Source organism: Paraburkholderia lacunae, from assembly GCF_003353175.1.
Taxonomy (GTDB): domain Bacteria; phylum Pseudomonadota; class Gammaproteobacteria; order Burkholderiales; family Burkholderiaceae; genus Paraburkholderia; species Paraburkholderia lacunae.
Map to the genome: position 1 here is coordinate 102,108 of NZ_QHKS01000009.1, position 12,396 is coordinate 114,503.

Consider the following 12,396-nt stretch of genomic DNA (forward strand, 5'->3'; position numbering starts at 1 on the left):
ACCGCACCGATCTGAGCGAAAGCATAGCAGCGGGCCTTTAGGGAAAGCCCCGAAACTAGGGGGAAAACCCGGCTCTATTCAAGCAATCGGGTTGAGCGGCCCTGCGGATAATTTCAATGGTGAAAGTATCTGTCCGTGCGCCCGCCGACCCTCGGTGCGGCGGGGCGGCAGAACGCAAAGGCATCCCGGAGATACCCGACGCATGGATTCGTCAGCCAACTCTTTGATCAACCCCGACGCCCGCATGGGCCTCGCCGGCGCGCAGCCGGGCGCGGGCGCGTCCGGCGCCGGCCAGCCGGGCGGCGCGGCCGATCTCGGCGGCCTGGGGGGCAACCTTGGCGGCATGGGCGGCAACTTCGGCCAGCGCCTGTCGGGCCTCACGCAAATGCGCGGCAATCCACGCGCGCCGCTGATTTTTGCCGTCGCGCTGCTGGTGGCGATCGTGGCGGGTCTGTTTCTGTGGTCGCGCGCGCCGGACTATAAGGTGCTCTACAGCAACCTGTCGGACCGCGACGGCGGTGCGATCATCACCGCGCTCCAGCAGGCCAATATTCCCTACAAGTTCTCCGACGCCGGCGGCGCGATCCTCGTGCCCGCCGAGCAGGTGCATGAGATGCGTCTGCGTCTGGCTTCGCAAGGCCTGCCGAAGAGCGGCTCGGTCGGCTTCGAATTGATGGACAACCAGAAGTTCGGCATCAGCCAGTTCGCCGAGCAGATCAACTATCAGCGGGCGCTGGAAGGCGAGCTGCAGCGCACGATCGAATCGATTTCCTCGGTGAAGTCGGCGCGCGTGCATCTGGCGATTCCGAAGCCTTCCGTGTTCGTGCGCGACAAGGAAGCGCCCTCCGCGTCGGTGCTGGTCGACCTGTATCCGGGCCGCGCGCTCGACGAAGGCCAGGTGCTGGCGATTACCCATATGGTGGCGTCGGCGGTGCCGGATATGCCGGTGCGCGGCGTGACGATCCTCGACCAGGACGGCAACCTGCTGACGAACCCGTCCTCCGGCAGCGGCCTGGATGCCTCGCAACTGAAGTATCGCCAGCAGATCGAGCGCAACACGCAACAGCGCATCGACGCGATCCTTGCGCCGCTGTTCGGCGCCGGCAATGCGCATTCGCAGGTCAGCGCCGATATCGACTTCGCCCGTAGCGAGCAGACCTCGGAAAACTACGGCCCGAACGGCAGCCCGCAACAAGCCGCGATCCGCAGCCAGCAATCGAGCAGCGCCACCGAAATGTCGCAGGCGGCCGCCTCGGGCGTGCCCGGCGCGCTGTCGAACCTGCCCCCGCAGCCGGCGTCGGCGCCGATCAATGCGCCGAACGGCGCGAGCGGCGTAACCACCACGCCGCTCAGCGACCGCAAGGATTCGACCACCAATTACGAGCTCGACAAGACCGTGCGCCATCTGGAGCAGCCGATGGGCGGTATCAAGCGTCTGTCGGTGGCGGTGGTGGTCAACTATCTGCGGGTGGTCGACTCCAAGGGTCACGCCACGATGCAGCCGGTCACCGCCGGCAAGCTTACGCAGGTCGAGCAGCTGGTGAAGGACGCGATGGGCTTCGACGCGTCGCGCGGCGACTCGGTCAACGTGGTCAACAGCGCGTTCACCACCGACGTCGACCCGACCGCCGACCTGCCGTGGTGGCGCACGCCGGACATGATCGCGCTCGCCAAGCAGATCGCGACCTACCTCGGCATCGGCGCCGTCGCCCTGTTCCTTTACTTCGTGATGGTGAAGCCGGCGCTGCGCCGCGCTTTCCCGCCGCCGGAACCGGTCGTGACGGCGACGGCGCTGCCGTCGCCGGACGAACCGATCCTGCTGGACGGCATCCCGGCCGCCGAGCGCGCAGGCGCCCTCGCCGCCGCCGAAGACGAAGCCGACTCCGAGCTGCTGATGCTGGAGAACGCAAAGCACAAGTACGAGCGGAATCTGGAATTCGCGCGCAACATCGCGCGCCAGGATCCGAAGATCGTCGCAACCGTCGTGAAAAACTGGGTCTCCGATGAGCGCTGAAGGCGTAATGAAGAGCGCGCTCCTGCTGATGTCGATCGGTGAGGAAGAAGCCGCGCAGGTGTTCAAGTTTCTCGGGCCGCGTGAGGTCCAGAAGATCGGCGTCGCAATGGCCGCGCTGAGGAACATCACACGTGAACAGATCGACGACGTCCTGCAGGAGTTCGTGCGCGAGGCCGAAAAGCATACCGCCCTGTCGCTCGATTCGAGCGACTACATCCGCTCGGTGCTGACCAAGGCGCTCGGCGACGACAAGGCCGGCGCGATCATCGACCGGATTTTGCAGGGCAGCGATACCAGCGGTATCGAGGGCCTCAAGTGGATGGACTCCGCGGCGGTGGCCGAGCTCATCAAGAACGAGCACCCGCAGATCATCGCGACGATCCTCGTGCACCTGGACCGCGATCAGGCGTCGGAAATCGTCGCGTGCTTTACCGAACGTCTGCGTAACGACGTGCTGCTGCGGATCGCGACGCTCGACGGCATCCAGCCGGCCGCGCTGCGTGAACTCGACGACGTGCTGACGGGCCTGCTGTCCGGCAGCGACAACCTCAAGCGCAGCCCGATGGGCGGCATCCGCACGGCGGCCGAGATTCTCAACTTCATGTCGAGCAACCATGAAGAAGGCGTCATCGAAAACGTCCGCCAGTACGACGCGGAACTCGCGCAGAAGATCATCGACCAGATGTTCGTGTTCGAGAACCTGCTCGATCTGGAGGACCGCGCGATCCAGCTGCTGCTGAAGGAAGTCGAGTCCGAGGCGTTGATCATCTCGCTGAAGGGCGCGCCGCCCGCGCTGCGCCAGAAGTTCCTGTCGAACATGTCGCAGCGCGCCGCCGAACTGCTCGCCGAAGACCTCGACGCGCGCGGTCCGGTGCGTGTCTCCGAAGTCGAGACGCAGCAGCGCCGCATCCTGCAGATCGTGCGCAATCTGGCGGAAAGCGGCCAGATCGTTCTAGGCGGCAAGGCGGAAGATGCCTATGTCTGATACGAACTCCACGCGCAAGGACAGCCTCTCGGCCTACCAGCGCTGGGAGATGGCCTCGTTCGATCCGGTGCCGCCGGCGCCGCCCGAAGCCCAAATCGACGACGGCGCGTTCGAGGCCGAACTCGAACGTCTGCGCGAGTCCGCGCATTCGCAGGGCATTGCGTCGGGTCACGTGGCCGGCCAGGCGCTCGGTTATCAGGCCGGTTACGAGCAAGGTCACGCGCAGGGTTTCGAGCAGGGCCAAAGCGAAGCGCGCGAGGAAGCCGCGCGTCTGGCCGCCTTGGCCACGACCTTCAAGGCTGCACTCGACGGCGCCCAGGGCGCGATCTCGGAGACGCTGGTCGCGTTGGCGCTGGACATTGCGCAACAGGTGGTGCGCCAGCACGTGCAGCACGACCCGACCGCACTGATTGCCGCCGCGCGCGAGGTGCTGGCCGCCGAACCGGCGCTGGTCGGCGCGCCGGCGCTGATCGTCAGTCCGGCCGACTTGCCGGTCGTCGAAGCCTATCTGTTGGAAGAACTGCAAACGCGCGGCTGGACCGTGCGCACCGATGCGTCGGTGGAGCGCGGCGGCTGCCGCGCGCAGGCCGGCAGCGGCGAAGTGGATGCCGGCATCGACACGCGCTGGGAGCGCGTCGCCGCGGCGCTCGGCAAGGTGAGCACATGGTGAAGCCGACGCTCGACGAGATTCGCGCCAGCGATCTGACGCCACTCGAACGCGAGCTCGCGCTGGCGTCGTTCGGCGCCGAGGCGCTGGCGGACGAGTCGGCGGCGAGCGCTCCCGCCCGGGGCGCGGCGTCTGCGACAACCCATGCCGCAGCGCGCGATCCGCGTCACGGTCATCCGGCAACCGGCGCCGCCGCGAGCCGCGAGTCTGCTGCCGCGGTTACGTCGGCGGCTGCGGCGGCCGCGAATTCAGCTTCGAGTCCGGCTTCAAGTCCAGCTTCAAGTCCGGCTTCACATCCGGCCTTACACGCGGCTTCACATCCGGCCTCACCTCCCGCTTCGAGCCCTGCGTCAAACCCTGCCGCCCACGCGCCTTACGATCCCGCCCTCGACACCAATCCGCACATGCAGGCGTGGCGCGACCGGCTCGACGCGCTGCGCGCGCGCAACTCGATCGCCAAGCCGATGCGCGCGTGCGGACGCCTGACGCGCGCCGCCGGTCTGGTGCTCGAAGCGGTTGGTCTGCGTCTGTCGGTGGGGGCCGAGGTGATGATCGAACTGCCGCTCGGCAGTCCGCTGCCGATGGCCGAAGCCGAAGTGGTTGGCTTCTCCGGCGACAAACTGTTTCTGATGCCGACCACCGAGGCGATCGGCCTCTTGCCCGGCGCGCGTGTCTATCCGCTCGAAAGCGCGCCGATCGCCGATCCGATGGCGGGCGCCAAGCGCCTGCCGGTCGGCTGGGAATTGCTCGGCCGCGTGCTCGATGCGTCGGGCCGGCCGCTCGACGGCCACGGCCCGCTCGGCACGCACGCCGATGCGCCGCTGTCCGCGCCGGTCATCAACCCGCTGAACCGCGAGCCGATTCACAAGGTGCTCGACGTCGGCGTGCGTGCGATCAACGCGCTTCTGACCGTGGGCCGTGGCCAGCGCATGGGTCTGTTCGCCGGTTCGGGCGTCGGTAAATCGGTGCTGCTCGGCACGATGGCGCGCTACACCAGCGCCGAAGTGATCGTGATCGGCCTGATCGGCGAGCGCGGCCGCGAAGTGAAGGAATTCATCGAACAGATTCTCGGCGAGGAGGGTCTGGCGCGCTCCGTCGTGATCGCCGCGCCGGCCGACGTTTCGCCGCTCTTGCGGATGCAGGCCGCGGCGTACTCGACCTCGCTTGCCGAATATTTCCGCGATCAGGGCAAGCATGTGCTGTTGCTGATGGATTCGCTGACCCGCTACGCGATGGCGCAGCGCGAAATCGCGCTGGCCGTGGGCGAGCCGCCCGCCACCAAGGGTTATCCGCCTTCGGTGTTCGCCAAGCTGCCGGCGCTCGTCGAGCGGACCGGCAACGGCCCGGCGGGCGGCGGCTCGATCACTGCGTTCTACACCGTGCTGACCGAAGGCGACGACCAGCAGGACCCGATCGCCGACTCCGCGCGCGCGATTCTCGACGGCCATATCGTGCTCTCGCGTTCGCTCGCCGAGGCCGGCCACTATCCGGCGATCGACATCGAAGCGTCGATTAGCCGGGCAATGACCGCGCTAATCGACGATAACCATCTCGACAAAACGCGTATGTTCAAGCAGATGCTGTCGCGCTATCAGCGCAACCGCGATCTGATCAACGTCGGCGCCTATTCGAGCGGGCGCGACGCGCTGCTCGACCGCGCGATTGCGCTGTATCCCCGGATGGAAGCATTTTTGCAGCAAGGTTTTCGCGAGTGCGCGAACTTTGAACCGAGTATCGCGATGCTGGACGCACTGTTTGCCCAAGGAGGCTGACGATGGCGAAACACTTTCCGATCGAGACGCTCATCGGCCTCGCCAGGGACGATGTGGACGCCGCCGCGCAGCGCCTCGGCCGGGCCCAGCGCGAGCGCAACGACGTGCAGGCGCAGCTCGATTCACTGGTGCAGTACCGCGACGAATATCACGCGCGCTTCACGGCGACCGCCCAGACGGGCATGCCCGCCGGCAACATGCGTAATTTCCAGGCGTTCATCGACACGCTCGACTCCGCCATCGAACAGCAGCGCAATCTGCTGGTGACGGCCAATGCGCGCCTGGAGGCCGCCAAGCCGGACTGGCAGCGCCAGAAGCAAAAACTCGGCTCGTTCGAAGTGTTGCAGGCGCGCGGCCAGGCCGCCGAAGCGAGGCAAACGGCGCGGCGCGACCAGCGCGACGCCGACGAACACGCCGCCCGAATTCTGAGGATGCGCGCCGAGGGCGTCTGACGCGCCGCGCGCCGCCTCGACAGACCGAACACTCCGTTTTGACGGATCGACAGGATCATCTATCTATGTCAGCACTCTCATCGATCGGCTCACTGCTCGGCTCCGCCAGCAGCACGTCCACCAGCGCGGCCATGGCCGCCGCGGCGAACGCCAAGCCGTTCGCGCAAACGCTTCAGGACAGCATCGCCGCGCAGAGCGCGAGCATGCCGGCGGCGACGTCTTCGTCGTCTTCGTCCTCCTCCTCGTCTTCCTCATCCGCATCGTCTTCGCAGGCATCGTCGTCGAGCGTGCATGACGCTCCGCCCGCCCCCGACGACGCCTCACAGAGCACGGACGACACCGATACCGGGAACGACAGCAAAACCGACAGCACCGCGGCGAGCGCATCGTCGTCCAGTGCGTCCTCGTCGGGAGCAACGCAGCAGGCCGCGAACGACAAACCTGCCGCGAACCAGGTGACCCCGGCGAACGCGGCGAAATCGGGCAACCCGGCCACGCAGACCGCCGCCGCCGCAGTCATCGCGGCGGCGGCGGCGGCTGCCGCGCAGGCTCAGGCCAACGCCAACGGCGCGGCTGCTCCGGCCGTCCCCGACCCCGCTGCGGCGTTGGCTGACGCAGCGGCTTCGCTGCCTGACGCGACGACGGACGCCACGACGGGCGGCACCTCCGGCAAGAAGACGAGTGCGGCCGATGCGAAGTCCGCACAGGACGCATTGCAGGCGGCGTTGGCCGCGCTGGCGAGCGCCCAGGGCGCGGCACCGGTGCCGGCTCAGGCGCTGGCGAGCGGCGCGGCGGCGAACGCGTCGAGCGCCGCGAGCGGTTTGGCTGGCGATGCGACTGCCGGACTGAATGCATCGGCGGACGGCAAGACGCTTGCCGCCGGTTTGTTCGGCGACGGCAAGGGATCGAATGCGGCCAAAGCTGCCTCGCTGACGGCAGCCGCTATTACGGTGACGGATCCATCGGCGGCGGTGAAGACGGCGGTTGACGCGTTGGCGTTGGCGTCGACGGCTTCCGGCGCCGCTCAGGCCGACAATCTTGCGTCCTTCAAGAGTGCTGCCGATGCGGCGGCCGCAGCTTTGGCCGCCACTCAGGCGGTGGCCGGCGCCGCGGGCACGACTGCGGCTGTGCAGACGACGGGTAATGCCGGCGCGGCTGAAGTGGCGAATGGATTGGCGCCGCAGGTCGGCACGACTGACTGGGAAGACGCGTTGAGTCAGAAGGTGGTGTTCTTGTCGAATGCGCATTCGCAGAGCGCCGAGCTGACTTTGAATCCAAAGGATTTGGGGCCGCTGCAAGTTGTGTTGCAGGTTGCCGATAACCATGCCCATGCGCTTTTCGTTTCTCAGCACCAGCAGGTGAGAGAAGCCGTCGAGGCGGCTTTGCCGAAATTGCGGGAGGCGATGGAGTCCAATGGGATTGGGCTTGGCAGCGCGAGTGTCAGCGATGGGTTTGGCCGATCGGGGAGCGGACAGCAGCAGAGTGCGGATTCTGGGCGCTCGGGTGGAAGGGCTTCAGTTGCTGCTTTTGCCGGTGGCGCTGGGGAGTCTGTTGGGGCTGTGGGGGGCGATGTTGCCGTGCGGCGCTCTGTTGGGTTAGTGGATACGTTTGCTTGATTTTTTTGCCTTCGCGGCGGTTTGTGGCCTATTAGCTTTCCCCCTGTGCGGGAGAGCACCTACTTCTCTTTGTCCCCCAAGGGGACTTCCTTCGGGGCGCCGGCCGCCTGAGGCGCTCGGAGTGAGCCGCGGCGAGCGCGCGCCCGCTACTTCAACCCAGCCGCGACGCGCCCCATCTGATCGATACCGATGTCGAACAGTCGCGTGAAGAACGGAATCATGTTGGGGATCATCAGCTGCAGGAGCAGCAAGCCGATCAGCATCGTCAGCGGAAAGCCGATCTGGAACACGCCGATTTGCGGCGCGGCGCGGTTGAGAATGCCGAGCGCGAGGTTGGTGATCAGCAGCGCGGCGACCACCGGCAGCGCCAGCAGCAGGCCCGCTGAAAACACCGTGCTGCCGAAGTTGGCCAGCGTGCGCCAGCCGGGCGCACCGAGAATGTTCGCCGACACCGGCACGGACTGGAACGTGGCCAGCAGCGCGCCGATCATCTGCAGATGGCCGTCGATCACCAGAAACACCAGCATCGCGATGATGTTCATGTAGCTCGACAGCACCTCGCTCGAACTGCTCGCCTGCGCATCGAAGAACGTCGCGAAGCCGAGGCCCATGCCCAGACCGACGAATTCGCCGGTGGCGGCGATCGCCTGAAACACGATCTGCATCGTCACGCCGAGCGCGATGCCGATCAGGAACTGGTTGACGATGATCCACACGCCTTCGGCGGAAAACACCGTGACCTGCGGCAGCGCGCCGAGCGTCGGCGCGACGATGATCGTGATGAAGGCCGCGAGGCCGATTTTTACGCGGATCTGCAGCGACCGGTTGCCGAGCACCGGCGCTGTGGCGGTCAGCGCGAGGATTCGCACGAACGGCCACAGGAACGCCGTGAGCCAGGTGTTCAGTTGCGCGTAGGTGACGGAAAACATGGCGGCGGCGCGAGCGGACGGGCGGCGGTGTGGGGCGAGGGGGTCGGCGCGGCGCTCAGTTGACGAGCGCCGGGATGTTGGTGAGCGTCTGGCGCAGATAGTCGAGCATAGTCGTCAGCATCCACGGCCCGGCGATCACCATCGTGACGGCAATCGCGAGCAGCTTCGGAATGAACGAGAGCGTCGTCTCGTTGATCTGCGTGGCAGCCTGGAACAGGCTCACCACCAGACCGACAACCAGCGCGACCAGCAGCAGCGGTGCGGCGAGCAGCAGGCCGACATACATGGCCTGGTGCGCCAGCGTCATGACGGATTCGGAATTCATGATGGTTCGACCGGAAGCGTGAAAGGTTGGACGAAATCGCCAGGCGGGGCCGATGAGCGATGCCGATCGGCGGCGCCCAAACGAATCCAGTCAGCGCGGCGCTTAAACAAAGCTCTGCGCGAGCGAGCCGAGCAGCAACTGCCAGCCGTCGACGAGCACGAACAGCATCAGCTTGAACGGCAGCGAGATGGTGGCGGGCGACACCATCATCATCCCCATCGACATCAGCACGCTCGCCACCACCATGTCGATGATGAGGAACGGGATGAAAATCGTAAAGCCGATCTGGAAGCCTGTTTTCAATTCGCTGGTGACGAACGACGGCACCAGCAGTGACAGCGGCACGTCTTCCGGACCTTGCATCGGCGCGGCATGCGAGATGCGGGCGAAGAGGGCGAGATCGCTTTCGCGGGTCTGCCGCAGCATGAACGTCTTGAACGGCGCAAGGCCGCGCGACACCGCCTGCTCCATCGGCATCGAGCCGTCGGAGAACGGCTTGTAGCCTTCGGTATAGGCCTTGTCGAGCACCGGCGACATCACGAACAGCGTGAGAAACATCGCGAGGCCGACCAGCACCTGATTGGGCGGCGTGGTGGTCGTGCCGAGCGCCTGGCGCAACAACGACAGCACGATGATGATGCGCGTGAAGCTCGTCATCATCAGCACCATGGCCGGCAGGAACGACAGCATCGTGAGCAGCAGCATCGTCTGCACGCTCAGCGAGTACGTGGTGCCGCCGTTCGGGCCGGGGCTCGTGTTGAAGGCAGGCAGGCCGGCGGTTTGCGCGAACGACAGCGTCGGCAGCGCGAGCATCAGCGCCGGCAATGCAACAGGGGCGATACGGCGCAGCACGGGGACGATTGTCGAAGCGGCGGACGGCACGCGTGCGGCTTGCGCGTCACGCGCTGATTGAAGGCTGAACTGCATTACCGATCCCCGCTGCCTTGCCCGTTGAAGCTGTTGAAGCGTTTGCCCATTTCGCCTTTCAAAGCGTCGCGAAAGCGTTGGCCGAAGGTGCCGGGCAACGATGCGGCTGAGCCCGTTGCGGCAGGTTGCGTGCTTGTGGCCGGATCGATCGCGACTGAGCCGGCCGGCATCGTATGCAACAGACGCACATTGCCGGGCGCCGTGCCGAGCACGAGCCACGTATCGCCGATCTCGACCACCGCGACCCGCTCCTTGCCGCCGAGCGAAGCGCCGCCGATGGTCTTCACCAGAGCGCCGCGCTTCGCCGGCTGCCAGCCGAAGCGGCGCGCGAGCCACGCACAACCGAATACCAGACCGATCACGACCAGCAGGCCGACGATCGTTTGCAGCACTGCGCCGACGCCGAGCGCCGGAACGGCTGTGCCTGCACCGACACCCGACGCGATGTTCGCGGCGTTGTTGACCGCGTTCATGTCGGCCGCGTGCGCGGCGGATGATACGAAGGTCAGCGCGAGCACGGCCGCCGAAGCGCTCACGGTCCTCACCGCGAGCATTGCGCGATCGGGAACATGGCGCGACGCATCCCGCACGGCGCGACCGGCAATGCATCTCATCGATTCAGCTTCCGGATGCGCTCGGACGGCGTGATGATGTCGGTCAGGCGAATACCGAATTTGTCGTTGACGACCACGACTTCACCCTGTGCGATCAGGCAGCCGTTGACCAGCACGTCCATCGGTTCGCCGGCCATGCCGTCCAGTTCCACGACCGAACCTTGCGCGAGTTGCAGCAGGTTGCGGATCGCGATCTTGGTGCGGCCGAGTTCGACGGTCATCTGGACGGGGATGTCCAGGATCATGTCGATGTCGTTGCGCGTCGATGTCGGCTCGACCTTCGACAGCGGCTGGAACACGCCGGCTGTCGTGGCGCTGACTTCCGTGTTGTCGTTCTGCTCGGCGAGCGCGCTGGCCCAGTCGGCCATCGCCGCTTCGTCCTCGGCGGATTGCTCGGCAGCCAGCTGTTCGGCTTCCGGCAGTTCCGTCTCGGGCTTTGCTTTCAGGTCACTCATATCCACCTTCCTTCATCGATTCGGTTGCGCTGATCATTTTCTGGACCCGCAACGCGTACTGACCGTTGAAAATTCCGTAGCCGCATTCCATCACCGGCACGCCGTCGACCTTCGCCGTGATGTGTTCGGGGATGTTGATCGGCAGAACATCGCCTTTGCGCATGTTCAGGATCTGCTCGAACGTGACCGGTACCTGCGCGAGGTCGGCGGTCAGTTCCACTTCCGCGGCCTGCACCTGTTGCGACAGCACACGGACCCAGCGGCGGTCGACTTCGAGCGCCTCGCCCTGGATCGGCGACGACAGGATGTCGCGGATCGGTTCGATCATCGAATACGGCATGCAGATGTGCAGCGTGCCGCCCGTGGTGCCGAACTCGATCGAGAACTGCGTGACGATGACGATTTCGTTCGGCGTCGCGACGTTGGCGAATTGCGTGTGCATTTCCGAGCGCACGTATTCGAACTGCAGCGGGCGCACGCTTTTCCACGACATCGTGTAGTGCTCGAACGTGAGATTGAGCAGCTTCATGATGATGCGCTGCTCGGTCTGCGTGAAATCGCGGCCTTCGACGCGGGTATGGAAGCGCCCGTCGCCGCCGAACAGGTTGTCGACCACGAAGAACACCAGGTTCGGGTCGAACACGAACAGGGAGGTGCCGCGCAGCGGCTTCACGTGGACCAGGTTCAGGTTGGTCGGGATCGGCAGGTTGCGGGTGAACTCGCTGTATTTCTGGACTTTCACCGGGCCGACGGAGATTTCCGCCGAGCGCCGCATGAAGTTGAAGATGCCGACGCGCAACAGACGAGCGAAGCGATCGTTGATGATTTCGAGGCCCGGCATCCGGCCACGGACGATGCGTTCCTGCGTCGCGATGTTGTACGGGCGAACGCCCGAACGATCCGCGTGGTCGGCGACCGAGTCGGACTCGCCGGTTACGCCCTTGAGGAGGGCATCGACCTCCTCCTGGGACATGAACTCTTCGTGGCCCATTCCTTATTCCTCGTGCGTCCCGTGGCGGTTGATGATGGCAGCGCTAGATAACGTCACTGCGGACGTCACTGCACGACGAATTCGGTGAACAGGACGTCCTGCACGTGGGCCGGCGTGGCGCCCTTATCGGTGGGCTGTTCGATCAGCGTACGGAGTTCGGTGGCGAGGGCGCGTTTGCCTTCGAGCGGCGCCAGGTCGTCAGGATGCTTGTTCGACAGTGCGAGCAGGATGCGGCTGCGCACTTCCGGCATGTGCTCGGTGAGTTCCTGCTGGGTTTTCGGGTCGTTCAGCTTGAGGGTGAGACCGATACGCAGGAAGTGTTGCTGGCCGTCGTCCGACTGCAGGTTGACCGTCATCGATTCGAGCGGGAAGAAGAGCGGCGTTGCCGGTGGCGCCGGCGTGCTGGCGGTTTCCACTGATGCGGGGGCGGAGGCGCGTTTGGACATATAGAACCACACGCCCGCGCCGGCGGCCGCTGCGGCGAGGATCGCAATGAGGGCGATCAGGATGATTCGCTTCAACGGGCCCGGCGAGGCGGGCGCGGGTTGCTGGTTTGCGGTCGTGGATGCCATGAGGTTTGCTTTACTTGCCGTTAGTGCTGGTGATGATGATTGTTGTTGATTTGCCTGCGGCGCGATGGGTCGAAAAG

The 12,396-nt window shown here is 65.7% G+C and carries 13 protein-coding genes; 6 read left to right on the forward strand and 7 right to left on the reverse strand.

Translation table 11 applies throughout. The features are described 5' to 3' along the window. Positions 1 to 202: 202 nt before the first annotated feature. The 6 genes from fliF (at position 203) to DLM46_RS15585 (ending at position 7,506) form a co-directional block, all read left to right on the forward strand. On the forward strand, positions 203 to 2,014 hold the full coding sequence (gene fliF, locus DLM46_RS15560) for a flagellar basal-body MS-ring/collar protein FliF (RefSeq protein WP_115101640.1): 1,812 nt from the start codon (positions 203 to 205) through the stop codon (positions 2,012 to 2,014). Further along, positions 2,004 to 2,999, forward strand: coding sequence for a flagellar motor switch protein FliG (fliG, locus tag DLM46_RS15565; RefSeq protein WP_115101641.1), 996 nt, complete (start codon positions 2,004 to 2,006; stop codon positions 2,997 to 2,999). The genes fliF and fliG overlap by 11 nt, the downstream gene beginning before the upstream one ends. Continuing rightward, positions 2,986 to 3,669 (forward strand): flagellar assembly protein FliH, encoded by a 684-nt coding sequence (fliH, locus tag DLM46_RS15570; protein WP_208866281.1) that lies wholly within the window; start codon positions 2,986 to 2,988, stop codon positions 3,667 to 3,669. The genes fliG and fliH overlap by 14 nt, the downstream gene beginning before the upstream one ends. Then, on the forward strand, positions 3,663 to 5,438 hold the full coding sequence (gene fliI / locus DLM46_RS15575; RefSeq protein WP_115101643.1) for a flagellar protein export ATPase FliI: 1,776 nt from the start codon (positions 3,663 to 3,665) through the stop codon (positions 5,436 to 5,438). Before fliH ends, fliI begins: the two co-directional genes overlap by 7 nt. Positions 5,439 to 5,440: 2 nt before the next feature. Further along, entirely contained in the window at positions 5,441 to 5,890 is a 450-nt protein-coding gene (gene fliJ, locus DLM46_RS15580) for a flagellar export protein FliJ (protein WP_115101644.1), read from the forward strand. A gap of 65 nt (positions 5,891 to 5,955) precedes the next feature. Then, the gene (locus tag DLM46_RS15585) at positions 5,956 to 7,506 is read left to right on the forward strand and encodes a flagellar hook-length control protein FliK (protein WP_115101645.1); all 1,551 of its coding nucleotides are present in this window, start codon (positions 5,956 to 5,958) and stop codon (positions 7,504 to 7,506) included. Positions 7,507 to 7,652: 146 nt separating this feature from the next. Here the strand turns inward: DLM46_RS15585 and fliR are convergent, their stop codons facing one another. From fliR to fliL, 7 genes are all read right to left on the reverse strand, one after another. Further along, complete coding sequence (fliR, locus tag DLM46_RS15590; RefSeq protein WP_115101646.1) at positions 7,653 to 8,435, reverse strand: flagellar biosynthetic protein FliR; 783 nt, start codon at positions 8,433 to 8,435, stop codon at positions 7,653 to 7,655. 55 nt (positions 8,436 to 8,490) lie between these two features. Next, positions 8,491 to 8,760, reverse strand: coding sequence for a flagellar biosynthesis protein FliQ (fliQ, locus tag DLM46_RS15595; protein WP_115101647.1), 270 nt, complete (start codon positions 8,758 to 8,760; stop codon positions 8,491 to 8,493). A 102-nt stretch (positions 8,761 to 8,862) separates the two neighbouring features. Beyond that, positions 8,863 to 9,687 (reverse strand): flagellar type III secretion system pore protein FliP, encoded by an 825-nt coding sequence (fliP, locus tag DLM46_RS15600; RefSeq protein WP_115101648.1) that lies wholly within the window; start codon positions 9,685 to 9,687, stop codon positions 8,863 to 8,865. Then, complete coding sequence (gene fliO, locus DLM46_RS15605) at positions 9,687 to 10,301, reverse strand: flagellar biosynthetic protein FliO (protein WP_115101649.1); 615 nt, start codon at positions 10,299 to 10,301, stop codon at positions 9,687 to 9,689. The genes fliP and fliO overlap by 1 nt, the downstream gene beginning before the upstream one ends. After that, a complete protein-coding gene (gene fliN / locus DLM46_RS15610) occupies positions 10,298 to 10,756 on the reverse strand; it encodes a flagellar motor switch protein FliN (RefSeq protein WP_115101650.1) in 459 nt (152 codons plus the stop codon). The genes fliO and fliN overlap by 4 nt, the downstream gene beginning before the upstream one ends. Continuing rightward, positions 10,749 to 11,747: a flagellar motor switch protein FliM gene (gene fliM / locus DLM46_RS15615; protein WP_115101651.1), complete on the reverse strand. Its 999-nt coding sequence runs from the start codon at positions 11,745 to 11,747 to the stop codon at positions 10,749 to 10,751. The genes fliN and fliM overlap by 8 nt, the downstream gene beginning before the upstream one ends. A 65-nt stretch (positions 11,748 to 11,812) precedes the next feature. Beyond that, positions 11,813 to 12,319, reverse strand: coding sequence for a flagellar basal body-associated protein FliL (gene fliL, locus DLM46_RS15620; RefSeq protein ID WP_115101652.1), 507 nt, complete (start codon positions 12,317 to 12,319; stop codon positions 11,813 to 11,815). Positions 12,320 to 12,396 lie beyond the last annotated feature (77 nt).